The sequence below is a fragment of the Flavobacterium sp. P1_E4 genome (genome assembly GCF_056405915.1).
In genome coordinates this window covers 65,458-82,405 of sequence record NZ_JBFUBE010000012.1, presented here as the reverse complement: position 1 = coordinate 82,405, position 16,948 = coordinate 65,458, and the positions used below count along the sequence as shown (strand labels likewise).

The 16,948-nt window shown below is 37.0% G+C and carries 12 protein-coding genes; 5 read left to right on the top strand and 7 right to left on the bottom strand.

Annotated features, from left to right (window positions below; genetic code table 11):
- Nucleotides 1–2: 2 nt before the first annotated feature.
- The 3 genes from AC1DY0_RS12450 (at nucleotide 3) to AC1DY0_RS12440 (ending at nucleotide 4,820) form a co-directional block, all read left to right on the top strand.
- Nucleotides 3–1,187 carry an AGE family epimerase/isomerase gene (locus AC1DY0_RS12450; RefSeq protein ID WP_477188919.1) on the top strand — a complete coding sequence of 395 codons (1,185 nt, stop codon included), beginning with the start codon at nucleotides 3–5 and terminating at the stop codon, nucleotides 1,185–1,187.
- A gap of 267 nt (nucleotides 1,188–1,454) precedes the next feature.
- Nucleotides 1,455–2,750 (top strand): glycoside hydrolase 5 family protein, encoded by a 1,296-nt coding sequence (locus AC1DY0_RS12445; RefSeq protein ID WP_477188918.1) that lies wholly within the window; start codon nucleotides 1,455–1,457, stop codon nucleotides 2,748–2,750.
- An 81-nt stretch (nucleotides 2,751–2,831) separates the two neighbouring features.
- Complete coding sequence (locus tag AC1DY0_RS12440; protein ID WP_477188917.1) at nucleotides 2,832–4,820, top strand: glycoside hydrolase family 97 protein; 1,989 nt, start codon at nucleotides 2,832–2,834, stop codon at nucleotides 4,818–4,820.
- 64 nt (nucleotides 4,821–4,884) lie between these two features.
- Here AC1DY0_RS12440 and AC1DY0_RS12435 read toward each other — a convergent pair whose 3' ends face one another.
- From AC1DY0_RS12435 to AC1DY0_RS12415, 5 genes are all read right to left on the bottom strand, one after another.
- Entirely contained in the window at nucleotides 4,885–5,841 is a 957-nt protein-coding gene (locus tag AC1DY0_RS12435; RefSeq protein WP_477188916.1) for an aldo/keto reductase, read from the bottom strand.
- A 191-nt stretch (nucleotides 5,842–6,032) separates the two neighbouring features.
- Nucleotides 6,033–8,327, bottom strand: a complete 2,295-nt coding sequence (gene bglX / locus AC1DY0_RS12430; protein ID WP_477188915.1) for a beta-glucosidase BglX — start codon at nucleotides 8,325–8,327, stop codon at nucleotides 6,033–6,035.
- A 179-nt stretch (nucleotides 8,328–8,506) separates the two neighbouring features.
- On the bottom strand, nucleotides 8,507–9,886 hold the full coding sequence (locus AC1DY0_RS12425) for a sialate O-acetylesterase (protein ID WP_477188914.1): 1,380 nt from the start codon (nucleotides 9,884–9,886) through the stop codon (nucleotides 8,507–8,509).
- The gene (locus AC1DY0_RS12420; protein ID WP_477188913.1) at nucleotides 9,876–10,973 is read right to left on the bottom strand and encodes an SGNH/GDSL hydrolase family protein; all 1,098 of its coding nucleotides are present in this window, start codon (nucleotides 10,971–10,973) and stop codon (nucleotides 9,876–9,878) included. The genes AC1DY0_RS12425 and AC1DY0_RS12420 overlap by 11 nt, the downstream gene beginning before the upstream one ends.
- A gap of 166 nt (nucleotides 10,974–11,139) precedes the next feature.
- On the bottom strand, nucleotides 11,140–11,571 hold the full coding sequence (locus tag AC1DY0_RS12415; RefSeq protein WP_477188912.1) for a DUF1573 domain-containing protein: 432 nt from the start codon (nucleotides 11,569–11,571) through the stop codon (nucleotides 11,140–11,142).
- A 154-nt stretch (nucleotides 11,572–11,725) separates the two neighbouring features.
- Between AC1DY0_RS12415 and AC1DY0_RS12410 the strand changes: the two genes are divergently transcribed.
- Both AC1DY0_RS12410 and AC1DY0_RS12405 read left to right on the top strand, forming a co-directional pair.
- The gene (locus AC1DY0_RS12410) at nucleotides 11,726–12,985 is read left to right on the top strand and encodes a sensor histidine kinase (protein WP_477188911.1); all 1,260 of its coding nucleotides are present in this window, start codon (nucleotides 11,726–11,728) and stop codon (nucleotides 12,983–12,985) included.
- Nucleotides 12,985–13,671 carry a response regulator transcription factor gene (locus AC1DY0_RS12405; protein WP_477188910.1) on the top strand — a complete coding sequence of 229 codons (687 nt, stop codon included), beginning with the start codon at nucleotides 12,985–12,987 and terminating at the stop codon, nucleotides 13,669–13,671. Before AC1DY0_RS12410 ends, AC1DY0_RS12405 begins: the two co-directional genes overlap by 1 nt.
- A 43-nt stretch (nucleotides 13,672–13,714) precedes the next feature.
- On the opposite strand, the gene AC1DY0_RS12400 is transcribed toward AC1DY0_RS12405, so the two are convergent.
- Both AC1DY0_RS12400 and accC read right to left on the bottom strand, forming a co-directional pair.
- Nucleotides 13,715–15,256, bottom strand: a complete 1,542-nt coding sequence (locus AC1DY0_RS12400) for an acyl-CoA carboxylase subunit beta (protein WP_477188909.1) — start codon at nucleotides 15,254–15,256, stop codon at nucleotides 13,715–13,717.
- Between the two features lie 252 nt (nucleotides 15,257–15,508).
- Nucleotides 15,509–16,948, bottom strand: coding sequence for an acetyl-CoA carboxylase biotin carboxylase subunit (gene accC / locus AC1DY0_RS12395; protein WP_477188908.1), 1,440 nt, complete (start codon nucleotides 16,946–16,948; stop codon nucleotides 15,509–15,511).

Genomic DNA, 16,948 nt, shown 5'->3' with positions numbered 1-16,948 from the left:
TTGTGCAAACCGATTTAAAAAATCTAAAAACAGAATTAAAGCTTGAGCTTCAAAGTATTCTTTCCTATTGGATGGAAAACACTATTGATCAAAAAAACGGAGGTTTTATTGGTCAAATAGATTACAATAACAACACAAACAATGAAGCAGAGAAAGGGTCTGTATTGAATGCAAGATTACTATGGACCTTTTCTGCAGCTTATAAAATTTCAAAGAACAAAGAACATTTAGATACAGCAAAACGTGCTTTTGAATACATTTCAGAACACTTTTACGACACTGAATTTGGAGGTATTTTCTGGAGCGTCAATTATAACGGAACTCCAAAAGACACCAAAAACCAAATTTATGCTTTGGCCTTTGCCATTTATGGATTAAGTGAATATTATTCGGTTGCCAAAGATGAAAAAGCATTGGATATTGCGATTGCGTTATTCCAAAAAATTCAAGAACACAGTTATGACGCTGTTAACGGTGGATATCTGGAAGCATTTACCCGCGACTGGCAACCTATTGAAGATTTACGCTTGAGCGAAAAAGATGCTAACGAAAAGAAAACAATGAATACCCATTTGCATATCGTAGAAGGATATGCAAATTTATATACCGTTTGGAAAGACGAATCATTACTAAAGGTCATTGTTGAATTATTGGTAACTATCGAAAAATACTTTATCAATACTGAAACTGGGCATTTAAGATTATTTTTTGATGAAAATTGGGTAGAAAAGAAAGACGTTATCTCCTATGGACATGATATTGAAGCAGCTTGGCTTTTATTGCAATGTGCCGAAATTTCTGAAGATTCGACATTAATTGCCAGTTATAAAAAACACGCCATTCAAATTGCGGATGTTACCAAAGAAGGAATAGATTCAGATGGCGGATTATGGTATGAATACGATCCCGAAACCAAAGAATTGATGGCCGAAAAGCATTGGTGGCCACAATCCGAATTGATGATTGGTTATTTTACTGCTTGGCAACTTTCCGGAAAACAGGAGTACTTGGACATTGTTTTCAAAAACTGGGACTTCACTCAAAAGTATATTATTGACAAAGAAAAAGGAGAATGGTTTTGGGGAATCTATGCGGATTATTCCACTATGGAAAAAGACAAAGCTGGTTTCTGGAAATGCCCTTACCACAATGGTAGAGCCTGTATTGAATTAATTCACCGAATTTAATGTGACTCATTGTGACAATAGTTTTTTAGAAAAAAAAAGCAAATACAAGTTTAGAGCAAAAGGCCTTATAATTTGTGTAAATAAGATCATAAACGGAATGCCCTAGCCCTGATAGTAGTAAAAAGCCCGGAGTCAGGTTGACTTAAATTTTTTGTGTTTGAAAAGCGACTGAAAGAAGCTCTTTCAAGCACTCAAAAATTTTATCAACCTGATGAGGACTTGAAGCGGATAGCAGGATTAAGCTCCAGAAAATAAATCAAATTAATTATGAAGAAATCAGCATTAAAAATAGTTTTAGCCCTTATTTGTTTGATCAGCATCTCTTGTGATGCTCAAAAACAACAGGATAGAATTACAGTAAAAGGAACACAATTCTTCAAAGGTGACAAACCTTATTCCTATATTGGAACCAATTATTGGTACGGAAGTTTGTTAGCTTCTAAAAATGTGGGGGACCGAAAAAGATTGCTTCGAGAACTGGATTTGATGCAAAAGAACGGCATCGACAACTTGCGAATTTTGGTAGGTGGAGATGGTGGAAAATACGATTATACCGTTCGTCCAGCTTTGCAATACGAACAGGGAAAATACGACCAAGATTTACTTGACGGCTTAGATTTCCTTATCGCCGAAATGGGGAAACGCAATATGTATGCGGTTTTGTTCCTGACAAATAACTGGGAATGGTCCGGCGGAATGTCGCAATACTTGGAATGGAATGGTTACGGAGCTATTCCAGTTCCTGCAATTCCACCAAATACTTGGCCACAATTTATGTCCTATACCGAAAAGTTCCATAGTTGTGAGCCTTGTATGGAAGCGTTAAACAATCACGTGAAATTTATTTTGGGCAGAACAAACGCCTACACCAAAAGAAAATATACGGAGGACAATACGATTATGGCGTGGCAGGTTGGGAATGAACCAAGACTTTTTACTGTTGAAAATGAAGCTAAATTTACTGCTTGGCTTAACAACATTGTCAACTTGATTGATAGTTTGGACAAAAACCATTTGATTTCTACCGGTTCTGAGGGAAGAAACAGTTCCAACGACAGTATGGAAATTTTTGAAAGAACGCATCTTAATCCGAATATTGATTATTTAACGATGCACATTTGGCCAAAAAACTGGAATTGGTACAAAGCGGAAGATGCCGAAAAAACATTACCTACCACACTTGAAAATGCGGGAAAATATATTGACTTGCATGTAAAAGTTGCCAATAATTTAAAAAGGCCTATTATTATTGAAGAGTTTGGTCTACCAAGAGAAAATGAAGGTTTGGTTTCAACAGCTTCTGTAACCAACAGGGATATTTTTTATAATTATATTTTTAACCTAGTTGCTGAAAGTGTTGCCAATAAAGGTGTGCTGCAAGCTGCTAATTTTTGGGGTTTTGGTGGAGAAGGAAAGGCAGTAACTGCAGATGGAAAATGGAAACCAGGCGATCCTTTGACTACCGATCCACCACAGGAACCTCAAGGGTTGAATTCGGTTTTTTCAACTGATAAATCGACTTTGAAAATTGTTAAGAAGTATAATTTGGAATTACAGAAATGAGTCTCTAAGATTCTAAGTTAAATTATCTTCTGCATAAATCTTAGTAACTTAGTCTCTTAGAATCTTAGCATCTAAAAAAATATGAAAAAAGTAATAATCTTAGTGTTTGCCGTTTTGTCTTTTTACAATTCCTATTCTCAAAAGAAACAAAACTTTCAATTGGTTTCTCCCAATGGAAAAATTGAAATTAACATTGCGCTTTCCGATAAAATAACTTGGACGATAACGCACCAAAACGAAACTATTTTGATTACTTCACCAATGTCTATGACTGTAAATGAAGGCGAAATATTAGGTAAAAATCCAATGCTTTTAAATTCAAAAAAAGAAAGTATTCGCACCTCTTTTGAATCTCCACTTTACAAAAAGAAAACAGTTCAAGATAATTACAATCAATTGCTTTTGAATTTCAAAGGCGATTTCAGTATCGAATACCGTGCTTTTGATGAAGGTGTTGCCTATCGATTTATTACCAAAAAGAAAAGTGACATTATCGTAAAATCGGAAGAAGTGGTTTTGAATTTTGACAAGGATTATGCAACTTTAATGCCTTATGTTCGGGATTTAAGAGCCCCAAAAGACCCTTATATTTCCTCTTTCGAATCCCATTACGAAAACAAAAAAATAAGCGAATTTGCCAAAGATACTTTAGCATTTTTGCCTTTCTTGGTCGATTTTAAAAATCAGAAAAAAGCAGTCTTCCTGGAAGCAAACCTTCAAGATTATCCAGGAATGTTTGTAACTAACAACAAAGCAAAATCAGGATTTGAAGCCCGTTTTCCAAAATATCCTTTGCAGGAAATGAACGGAGGATTCAACTACCTCAACAAATTAATTAGCCAAAGAGCCGATTATCTGGTTAACACAAAAGGCACACGAAATTTCCCTTGGCGAATTGTCGTTATCTCAGAAAACGACAAAGACTTAGCCAATAATGATATGGTTCAGCGATTGTCCGAACCTTCCAAAATAAAAGATGTAAGCTGGATTAAACCAGGTAAAGTAGCTTGGGACTGGTGGAACGACTGGAACATCTACAACGTAAATTTTCAGGCAGGAATCAACACCGAAACCTATAAATATTACATTGATTTTGCTTCCAAAAACAAAGTGGAATACGTTGTTTTGGACGAAGGTTGGAGCGTAGAAACGAACATTATGGAGCACAACCCAAAAGTAGATTTAAAAGCCTTAATTGCTTATGGCAAGGAAAAAAATGTGAGCATCATACTTTGGGCTTCTTGGATGGCATTACACGAAAATATTGATGCCGTTTTCAAAAACTACGGCGATATGGGCATTAAAGGGTTTAAAGTAGATTTCATTGACAGGGACGATGCCAAAATGGTAAATTCGGTTTATGAAATTGCCCAAAAAGCAGCAGATCATAAATTATTATTGGATTTCCACGGTATGTACAAACCAACAGGAATCCAACGCACTTTTCCTAATATTTTGAACTTTGAGGGCGTAAAAGGGCTTGAAAACAACAAATGGACACCAAACGATGATGTTCCTACTTACGATTGTTCCATTCCTTTTATCCGAATGATCGCTGGCCCGATGGATTATACACCAGGCGCAATGCGAAATGCCACAAAAAGCGAATTCAAACCCAGCCATTCGAATCCCGTAAGTCAAGGAACAAGGTGCCATCAACTGGCGCTGTACACTATTTTTGAAGCCCCTTTGCAAATGATGGCCGACAGCCCAACAGCTTACATAAAGGAACAAGAATCAACCGATTTTATCGCGAAAATCCCAACCACTTTTGATGAAACGGTTGCATTGGATGGAAGTGTTGGAAATTACGTGGCGATTGCCAGAAAAAAAGAAAACAATTGGTATCTTGGAGCAATTACAAACTGGAATTCCAGAGATATTACTATTGACTTTTCATTTTTAGAAAAAGGAAAAACATTCGAAGCGGATTTATTTACAGATGGGTTAAATGCCGAGAAAGCGGCAGTTGATTACAAAAGAGAAAAAATCACCGTTGATTCCGCCAGTAAAATTACCTTTCATTTGGCTAGCGGTGGTGGATTATCTGCAATAATTTCGCCTAAATAGAAAACGACGAAGAGACGCACCGCAGTGCTTCTCTTCGTCGTCATTTATTCACGATGCAAAACATTTATTTTAAAATAGATTCAATCGCATTCAATTCATCAGATGAAAATTCTAGATTTTGCAGTGAATCAATATTATTGTTCAATTGTCCCACAGAACTGGCACCAATCAAAACAGAAGTAACTCTATTATCTTTTAGCAACCAAGCCAACGCCATTTGTGCCAAAGATTGATTTCTTTGTTTTGCAATATCATTTAGTTTAATGATTTTTTGAATTCTGTCCTCAGAAACCTCATCTTCTTTTAAATGCCCATTTGGATTGTGAGCCCGAGAATTTTCTGGAATTCCTTTTAAATATTTATCGGTCAAAAGTCCTTGTGCCAAAGGTGAAAATGCAATACAGCCCACTCCTTTTTCCTCAAGAACATCAAGTAATCCTTCTTCGGGAGTTCTTACAAACATTGAATATTTCACTTGATGAATCAAACAAGGTGTTCCCAATCGTTTCAATATTTCAGTAGCTTCCTTTGTTTGCTCAGGATTGTAATTTGAAATTCCGGCATACAAAGCTTTACCGCTTCGAACTGCATAATCCAAAGCCATCATTGTTTCTTCCAAAGGTGTTTCGGGATCAAAACGGTGTGAATAGAAAATATCTACATATTCCAAATTCATTCGTTTCAAACTTTGGTCTAAACTCGACAACAAATACTTGCGTGAACCCCAATCACCATAAGGTCCATCCCACATTGTGTAACCCGCTTTGGTCGTAATTACGATTTCGTCGCGAAGGTTTCCCTTAAAATTATTTTTAAGAATAGCACCAAAATTAGTCTCTGCCGAACCTGGAACCGGACCGTAATTGTTAGCTAAATCGAAATGAGTAATTCCCTTATCAAAAGCTGCTTTGGCAATACTTTCCGCATTTTCAAAACTATCTACCGAACCGAAGTTGTGCCATAATCCCAAAGAAATTTGAGGCAATAACAACCCGCTTTTTCCACATCTGTTGTATTTCATTATATCAATTTTAAGGTTTGATTTAATTTATAATTGGTAAAGTTCGCATTCGTAAATTTATAATACAAATAAACCCGACTTGTTTTAAATACAAATCGGGTTTAAAATTAGTCCATTCTATTAAGTGGAATAGAATTAATAGAATGAAAAATTACTTCTCCCTCTTTTTTGGAGAGATTTGAGGTGAGGTCTTATTGCAATTCAAAACCACTTTCCAAACCTGTGTCTGAGCTTCCTCCAATCCTAATTTTGAAAGCTCCTGATTCTACCAAATAATTGCCTTCATTATCAAAGAAACCTAATTCCTTGTCAGTCAAAGTAAACGTTACAGTTTTGGTTTCACCCTTTTTCAGGGCTACCATTTCAAAACCTTTTAATTCTTTTACAGGTCTGGCCAAACTTGCGGCGACATCTTGAATATAAAATTGTGCCACTTCTTTACCGTCATAATTACCCGAGTTAGTAATCTCCACAGTAACCACAACCGGCTCCCCTTTTGCGAAAGCAGACTTATTAATTTTTAAATTTTTATAATCGAAAGTTGTATAACTCAACCCAAATCCGAAAGGATACAAAGGCGTTTTTTCTACATCGCTAAAATGCGACCAGAATACATTTTTATCACTATTTACAGGTCTTCCCGTATTATAGTTGTTATAGTAAATAGGCACTTGACCAACATTTCTTGGGAAAGACATTGGCAATTTTCCACTTGGATTGTAATCTCCATACAACACTTGCGCCACAGCATTACCAGTTTGCGTTCCCAAATGCCAAGCCTCAACAATAGCAGGAATATGTGATGCTGCCCAAGGCAAAGCCAGTGGTCTTCCGTTGTTTAAAACCAAAACAATATTTGGATTCACTTTGTAGATTTCCTCCAATAATTCTTGTTGAACTCCTGGCAAATCAAGATTAGTTCTACTGCGTCCTTCTCCAGTCTGAAAACCGTGTTCTCCCAAAACCATCACTACAACATCTGCATTTGCAGCTACTTTTTTGGCAGCTTCAAATCCGCTTTTGTCTGTAGTGTTAAAAACCAATTCATCCACAAACGCCGTTTTACCAATAGTCAAATCGGCTCCTTTTTCAAATGTCAATTGGTTGTCTTTGTAATGTTGCATTCCTTCCAGAACCGAAACAGCGGTATTATCATCCGATGCAATTCTCCAACTTCCCAATGGGCTGTTTTTGTCATTTGCCAAAGCCCCGATCAAAGCAATTTTCTGTCCTGATTTTTTTAGCGGAAGTAAATTCTTTTCGTTCTTCAACAACACAATAGATTTTTTGGCCATATCCAAAACTCCGTCGTTATTGGCTTTGTTACCTATCGTTGCTTTTTCTCTTTTCTCGTCACAATATTTGTAAGGATCATCAAATAATCCCAATTCAAATTTCACGCGCAAAATTCTTCGAACGGCATCGTCAACCAAAGCTTCTTTTACTTTACCTTCTTTCACCAGTTTCACTAATTCAGATACATACAAATGTGATTCCATATCCATATCCGATCCAGAAATCACGGCTTTGGCAGTAGCTTCCGCACCATCTTTGGCAAAACCGTGGGCAATCATTTCTCTTACCGAAGCCCAATCCGAAACCACAAAACCATCAAATTTCCATTTACCTTTTAAAATGTCTCTTTGCAAAAAGGCATTTCCCGTTGCAGGAACACCATTCAAAATATTGAACGAATTCATCAAAGTACGAACGCCTGCATCAGTCGCCGCTTTAAACGGAGGCAAAACCGTGTTGTACAATTTTGAATTACTAATATCCACCGTATTATAATCCCTTCCAGATTCTGCAAAACCGTATGCAGCAAAATGTTTGGCGCAAGCCGCAATCGTATTTACTTTTTGCAAGTCAGCTCTCGTATCACCTTGAAAACCCGTAATTCTTGCCTTTGCAATTTTACTTCCCAAATAAGGATCTTCTCCCGCACCTTCCATCACACGTCCCCAACGGGCATCTTGTGAAATATCGACATTTGGTCCAAAAGTCCAGTTGATTCCAGATGCCGAAGCCTCGTCTGCCGCAATCTGAGCCGATTTTTTAATCGCTTCCATATCCCAACTCGCCGCTTCTGCAAGCGGAATTGGACTCAACGTTTTGTACCCGTGAATCACGTCAAAACCAATTATTAATGGAATTCCCAATCGGGTTTCCTCAATGGCAATTTTCTGAACCGCTCTTACCTCTTTCACCCCGCGAACCGACAGCATCGAACCTACCCAACCATCACGTAAATGTTTGTATTTCAACTCGGCATTTCCTCCTTTTGGAGCCGGCCCAGTTACTTCCCAAAAACCATTATATTGATTCATTTGCCCGACTTTTTCCTCCAATGTCATTTGTTTCATCAACAAATCGATGCGTTCTTCAATCGGTTTTGTTTTGTCTAAATGTGGTAATTTTTGTGCAATCATATTTCCTGTGCTAATCAGGGCAAAAATCCCTGCAATAATTAATGTATTCTTTTTCATAATTTGTAATTTCTTTTTGGGCGTGTCTCTTGTCCTGAAGAAAAATCAGGACAAGAGTCGGGCTATACGTCTTTATCTCTCCGCTACGCTGCGAGGATACCGCCTGCTATCCCTCACGCAATTCAGAGTAAACGACAACATTTTATCTTTATACGAAAAAACAAATCATCTCTATATTATTATTCCGAGATAAAAGACGAAGCCGGTAAATTCGCTCTATTGAAAAGAGTCGACTGATCTGTATTCTTCCAAGCGTAACGAACTTTCACGGGAGCTTTCACCTTATCCGATTGTAATACTATTGCATTGTTTTTGATGACAGCAGTCGCTTTATAAAACACATTATCAGCTCCTGCAACTTCAAACAAATCAGCTTTCTTGTCTTTAAAATACAATCCCTCAGCATAATCAAAAATCACTGTCGCTTTATTTTTCTCGATTTTAATTCCTTTATAAAACGGCCCGTTTACCAATGCCGAATTAGTTTTATAAGTATTGACCAAAGCCAAATTAGCCAAACGAATCCCAACCGATTTTTTATCTTTTGGATGAATATCCTCAGCTGTCGAAATATCACTAGTCACAACCATTCCAGTGTTTTGAACTTCCTGCAATACTTTACGTTGTGCATCACGAATAATGGCTCCGCCAAAATGATCTTCCCCATATTTATAAGGTGCAATCTGAACAAAATAAAATGGAAAATCATATCCCCACAATTTTCTCCAAGAAGTGATTAAAGCCGAAAGGGTTTTATCATAAACCGCTGATCCTACATTGCTTTCCCCTTGATACCATAATGCTCCCGCAATTTTGAATTTAGTCAAAGGGAAAATCATTGCATTAAAAGCACGCGCTGGTTGGTTTGGACCGTAGATTTCTTCTTTCCTCGTTTTCGCCGATTCCAATAAAATAGCATCGTTTTGAATCACTTCTTCTGGCATCCAAATCTCAGCAGGTGTTCCGCCCCAATTGGACGAAATCAAACCTATAGGTACATTTTTCAATTCTTCCTGCAAGCGCTTTCCAAAGAAATAACCCACCGCACTAAAATATTTCATTGTTTCGGGAGTGCATTCTGTCCAGTTTCCAGAAAGATTATTTTGAGGAGTAGTAGCAGTTAATTTTGGGACCAAAAACAATCTAATATTTGGGTTTGTTGCATTTTTTACAGCTTCATCACCGTTTTCAATTCCCCAACTGGCATTCATTTCCATATTGGATTGCCCAGAACAAATCCAAACCTCACCAATCAAAATGTTTTTCAAGACAATTTCATTATACCCTTTTATCGTAATGGTATATGGCCCTCCTTCTTTTGGTGTTGGAATGGCAATTCCCCATTTCGCTTGATTGCTAGCTTTAACTTTATAGGTTTCATTATTCCAACTTGGGGTAATCACCACTTCTTCCTGTGAATTTGCCCAGCCCCAAATGGTAACTTCTGTATTTCGTTGCAAAACCATATTATCCGAAAACACGTTGGGCAGCGTAACATTTGCGAAAGCGGCATTCGAAAGCATTAGAAAAAGAACAAATGCTATTATATTATTTTTCATTCAATATTTTTTTAAAGAAAGGAATTAACTGGTCGGCCATCACTTTATCATCTGCAATATCGGGATGATAGCCACAACCTTTTGGACTCATCGGTTTGAATTCAAACAACGCAATTGGTTTATGTTTTTTATCGCTTTCAAAAGCCATCATTACTTTTTTCAAACATCTAACAAAAGCTACATTTCTTTCACCCGAAACCATCGGACTTGTCAGCAAAACAATTCTAGTATTTGGAGCGTGTTTGTAAACCGTTTTGATGAAATCAATATAATTCGAAACGTATTTTTCATCATTAAATGGCAATCTCGCTTTTTTGCCATCGCCATCTGAAAGGTCATTGGTTCCCAAACAAATACTCACTAAATCAGGTTGAAAAGCAAAATCATAAGGCTTTGAACTGTCCCTATTCAGATATAAATTTTCGTAAACATCGGGGATATTGGGTTCATCAAGATGCTCGTCATTCCAGTTGCGATACATTCCATAACCCGAAACGGAACTCAACAAATAATCGATATTCAACGCTCTTGAAAGTATAGGCCCGTATGCCCAATAAGCATTATGCTGATCATACCAGTCACCACTACCACAAGGAATCGTGGACGCATCGTTTCCGTAACCACAAGTTATGGAATCACCAATGAGCTCAATTTTTTTTCTGTTTTTAGGTGCAGTATTTTCGACCAGCTTCGCTGCAGTTCCAGCAAATAAAACGCCTCCATTGGCAGCTTCTGTCGCTTTATAAATGGAAAGATGATGTGTCTTTATAGCATTTGAAACGGTAATAGGAAAGGATTTTACATCTCCTTTTTCGATTCGAATTCTTCCGATATATTTACCGTCAAGTTCTAGAGAAACATAATTTTGATGATTTTCAACACTTTGCAAAGAAATGGAACAGGAATTTCCTTTAAAATCAAATGACACTGAAGAAGCAGAACCTATGAGAACAACTTTGTCGTCTTGCATTTTTTCAATTCTTCCTTGGTACTCAAAAAGAGATTTGGCATCTGCCTTTTTTTGGGCAACCGAAACGAACGAAACGGAAACCAATAAAAATAAAAGGCATTTTTTTATATAATTCATAATCTTTTGGGGCTTTTCACAATAGTATAGATAGCAAATATAAAACGATTGCGATTCAGGATTAGATACTATTTTTTCAAACTATAATCAAAAATTTGCATAGCTCTTATTAAAAACAAAAAAACCACCTTTTCAGGTGGTTCAAGATCATTTAATGATTCTAAAATTAACTTTTCGCTGCAGCAGACGCTGCAACTACAGTTCCTTTAATAGTCAAAACTTTAACAGTCGTTTCAGCATTTGTAGTTACCGATACTGTTTTGGTAAATGCTCCAACATTCGCTGCATTATAGGTAGCAGTAACTATACCTGATTTCCCCGGAGCAATTGGTGTTTTGGTATAATCTGTTGCCGTGCATCCGCAAGATCCCTGCACATTGGTAACTATGACAGTAGTTTTTCCAGTATTTTTGAATTCAAATACAATAGGTTTTGGAGTATTTTGAGGAATAGTCCCCACATCTATACTCTCATTTTTCCATACGATTGAAGAGGCAGTGGCAGCCACTTTTGAAACTAAATTTTTCACGGGAGCAACAGCCGAAAATGACATTAATCCTAGAGTTAATGCCAACATTGAAATTTTAATCATTTTCATATTATTGTGTTTTAAAGGTTATCGTTTGAATAATCCAAAAGTAGATTAGAAAAACATACTCCCTTGTTAAGCAGTATCCAATGTTTGTTAACGACTTGTTAATGCAAAAAAGACTGCTAAATTTTGATTAATATTACACTCAGAAATTGTTTTTATGAAACTAACAAAACTCAATAGTAGCATCTTAATTGGATTAATAGCAATTATAGGAATCCTAATAGCGCAATTGCTTTGGACTAAAGAAGCCTTTACTATTGAAGAAAAAAAATTCAGCCAAAAAGCACACGTCGCCTTACTTGAAGTAGCAAAAAAATTATATCAGGGAACCAATCAAGAACTTCCAGGTAAAAATCCAGTGCGAAAAATATCCAATGATTATTATATTGTCAATATTGATAACGATTTTGAACCCGAAATTTTAGAATTTTATCTAATCTCCGAATTCAAAAAAATGAATATCACTACAGATTTTGAATATGCTATGTACAATTGCCAAAGCGATGAAATGGTATATGGCAACTACATCTCACTATCCGAAAAGAAACAAACCAAGCATTCCGTACATTTCCCAAAACATAAAAATTTGGTCTATTATTTTGCTATTCGATTTCCTAATGAAACTAGTTATTTATTCAGTTCATTACGATTTTGGTTTGTGCTTTCAATAGCTTTGATTATTATTTTACTGGTCTATGTGTATTCTATTTTTACGCTTTTACAGCAAAAGAAATACTCCGATTTGCAACGTGATTTTATTAATAATATGACCCACGAATTCAAAACGCCCTTGTCTTCCATACTAATTGCTTCCAATTACCTGATTAAGCAAAATCCAATTTTGCAAGATGAAAAATTAGAAAAGTACACCCATATCATTATTGACCAAAGCAACAAATTAAATCAGCATATCGAGAAAATTTTAGCCGTTGCAAAATCTGACAATGCTCCTTTAGTGCTAAACAAAATTCAGCAGAATGTTTTACCAATTTTAGAATCTGTAATTGAAAACATTAAGCTAAAACATCCCGAAACCCAAATCGAAATTAAAACCGATTTACCGTCTATCACTATTGAAGCTGATGAATTTCATTTCACCAATTTGGTTTATAACCTGCTGGATAATGCGATCAAATACTGTGAAAATAAACCCGAAATTAGTATTGCTATTGCAAAAATTGGAAAGCATTTGCAATTAAACTTTACTGACAACGGCATTGGAATCTCCCCAAAAAACATCCCCTTTGTATTTGATAAATTTTACAGAGTTCCGAGTCAAAAAAGCAATGAAGTTACTGGATTTGGGCTAGGCTTATACTATGTCAAGAAAATTTGTGATCTTCATCACTGGAAAATAAATGCAAAATGTAATCTAGAAAAAGGTTGTACCTTTTCACTACTAATTCCACAAAATTAATGAGTACTGTTCGAATATTATATACCGAAGATGATGCAACCTTAGCATTCCTTACCAAAGATAATTTGGAACAAAATCATTATGAAGTGACGCATTGCGAAGATGGAAAATCTGGTTTTGAAGCTTTCAAAAAAGGAACTTTTGATATTTGTATTTTGGATATAATGATGCCAAAAATGGATGGATTTGAATTGGCAACCGAAATCAGAAAACTCGATACCGATGTTCCCATAATATTTCTCTCTGCCAAAACCCTAAAAGAAGACCGCATCAAAGGACTTCGATTAGGAGCCGATGATTATCTAATAAAGCCTTTTAGCATTGAAGAATTACTTCTTAAGATTGAAATTTTTTTGAGGCGTTCCCTCAAGAATAATGCAATTGAAAAATCAATTTATGAAATTGGAAAATACCAATTCGACACCAAAAATTTCATCCTTTTTAATGAAACTGAAAAGATAACCCTCACCCAACGTGAAGCCGATCTCTTAAAATTATTCCTGGACAATAAAAATGTAGTCTTGAAACGAGAGCAAATCCTAACCTCTCTTTGGGGTGACGATGATTATTTTATGGGACGCAGTCTTGATGTTTTTATTTCCCGTCTGCGAAAAATTTTGGCAAACGAAAAAGGAATTGCTATTGAGAATTTACACGGGATTGGGTTTCGATTTACTGTAGCATAAAAAAACCACCCTCATCGGGTGGCTTTTCAATTCTTATAAACAGCTACAAAGGAATATTCCCGTGTTTTCTATCAGGAGTTACACTCACTTTATTCTCTAGCATACTAAACGCTTTTATCAATTTGCGTCTCGTATCTTGTGGTAGGATTACCTCATCCACAAAACCACGTTGAGCTGCAGTGTATGGATTGGCAAACAACTCGGCGTACTCAGCTTCTTTTTCCAAAAGTTTGGCTTCGTGGTCTTCGGCATCGTGGATTTCTTTTTTAAAGATAATTTCCGAAGCTCCTTTAGCTCCCATTACGGCAATTTCTGCAGTAGGCCAAGCAAAATTCATATCGGCACCAATATGTTTGGAGTTCATTACATCATAAGCACCACCATAAGCTTTACGGGTGATTACTGTAACTCTTGGCACTGTAGCTTCACTTAGCGCATAAAGTAATTTTGCTCCGTGAACAATGATTCCGTTCCATTCTTGATCAGTTCCCGGCAAAAAGCCCGGTACATCCACCAATACCAATAGCGGAATATTAAACGCATCGCAAAAACGGGTAAAACGCGCCGCTTTTATCGAACTGTTCACATCCAGACAACCAGCCAAAAACATCGGTTGGTTCGCTACAATTCCTATGCTTCTACCTCCCAATCGGGCAAAACCCACGAGGATGTTTTCGGCATAGTTTTTATGTATTTCAAAAAACGAATCTTCGTCAATAATCCCTCCAATCACGCTGTGCATATCGTAAGGCTTATTCGGATTATCCGGAATAATATCTGCTAATTGCAAACGCACTTCATCTTTAAGTTCATAAGGCAAGTTACGTGCAGTTTCTTTGTTGTTTTGAGGTAAATAACTCAACAATCGTTTCAGGTCTTCTAGACAAACCACATCATTCGTCGAAGTGCAATGTGCCACACCCGACTTGGTAGAATGCGTACTCGCTCCTCCCAATTCTTCCGAAGTAACGGATTCGTTAGTCACGGTTTTCACCACATTCGGACCAGTAACAAACATATAACTGGTGTCTTCAACCATCATCGTGAAATCGGTCATAGCTGGAGAATACACAGCTCCACCGGCGCAGGGGCCCATAATTGCTGAAATTTGAGGTATCACACCACTGGCTTGTACGTTTCTAAAGAAAATATCGGCATAGCCTCCCAACGAACGAACACCTTCCTGAATACGTGCTCCACCCGAATCATTCAGTCCAATCATAGGTGCTCCCATTTTGACAGCCATATCCATAATTTTACAGATTTTCTCAGCGTGTGTTTCAGATAATGAACCTCCAAAAACCGTAAAATCCTGTGCGAAAATATAAACCAATCTTCCATTGATGGTTCCGTATCCTGTGATAACTCCATCACCATAATACATTTCATTTTCCATCCCAAAATCGGTAGTTCGGTGTGTCACCAACATTCCGATTTCTTCAAAAGAACCTTCATCCATCAAATAATTGATACGTTCTCTTGCCATCAGTTTTTTGTTCGAATGCTGTTTCGCAATACGCTTTAGTCCTCCACCCAAATGGGCTTCGGCTATTTTATCATTTAGTGTTTTTATCTTGTCTTGCATACTGTTCTATTTCAACCGTTAATTATTAATAACAGAAAGTTTTTTTTGAACCATTAAGATATTAAGAAAATTAAGTTTTGCCTTAATGAAACTTAATATCTTAATGGTTCAAATAATTTTAATTCGATAAGCACAAATATCCCATTCTATTAACCTTTCTGCTTTGGCTAAAGCCAACTTAATTTTTTTTGCCCCATTAAATTAAGTTTTTCTTTTCTAAATGAACCTTAATTTCTTAATGGTTCAAAAAAACTAATTCGGTAAGCGTACTATTTTTTGATCTTCAAAATACTGTTTCAATGCCACCAAAGCAGCAATTTCGGCTTCTTTTGCCATTTGGGTCTTCAACACATCGGCATTGTAATATTTCTTAACAAAATGTGTGTCGAATTTCCCCGAACGAAACGCCTCGTGCTCAAAAACAAATTTCCCGAAAGGCAAAGTCGTATGAACTCCTTCCACCTGATAACTTTCAATGGCTTTAATCATTAATTGAATCGCCTCTTCACGAGTTTGTCCGTAGGTGATTAATTTGGCCAACATCGGGTCATAATAAATAGGAATATCCATGCCTTGTTCAAAACCGTTATCCACACGAATCCCTTCTCCAACAGGCAATTTATAAACATCCAAATGACCAACACTCGGCAAGAAATCATTCATTGGATCTTCGGCATACACACGCAATTCCAGCGCGTGTCCTTTTATTTTCAAATCTTCTTGTTTGATTGTCAAATCTTCTCCCCTAGCCACTCTGATTTGCAGTTCAACCAAATCAGTACCAGTAATCAATTCCGTAACAGGATGTTCTACCTGCAAACGGGTATTCATTTCAAGAAAGTAGAAATTATTGTTTTCGTCCAATAAAAACTCAACAGTTCCTGCTCCAAGGTAATCACAGGATTTAGCCACCAAGACAGCTGCCTCACCCATTTTCTTGCGCAATTCTGGTGTTAAAACTGCCGAAGGCGCTTCTTCAACCACTTTTTGGTGACGACGCTGAATACTACATTCTCTTTCAAACAAATACAAAATATTTCCGTGACTATCTGCCATCACCTGAATTTCGATATGTCGTGGAGAAGCCACATATTTTTCTATAAAAACCGAACCATCGCCAAACGCAGCAACTGCTTCACTTATGGCGCGATTCATTTGAGATTCAAAATCGGCTTCACTTTCCACCACACGCATTCCTTTTCCGCCACCTCCAGCCGAAGCCTTAATCAATATAGGAAAACCGATAGATGTTGCAGCTTGCTTTGCTTTTTCGATATCGGTAATCGCTTCATCAATACCGGGAACCATCGGAATATTGTATGCTTTAACAGCATCTTTGGCCGCCAGTTTACTTCCCATAATTTTAATGGCTTTCGACTTGGGACCTATAAAAATGATGTTATTTTTCTCGGCTTCTTCGGCAAAATCAGCATTCTCACTCAGGAAACCATATCCTGGGTGAATAGCATCAACGTTCAAAGATTTAGCAACTTCTATAATTTTGCTTCCCAACAAATACGATTGGCTAGAAGGCGCTTCCCCAATCCAAACGGCTTCATCAGCAAATTTTACGTGCGGTGCATTTCTATCGGCAGTAGAATATACTGCCACGGTTTTAATGCCCATTTTTTGTGCGGTTTTCATCACCCTAATGGCGATTTCCCCTCTATTGGCAACTAATATTTTTTGCAT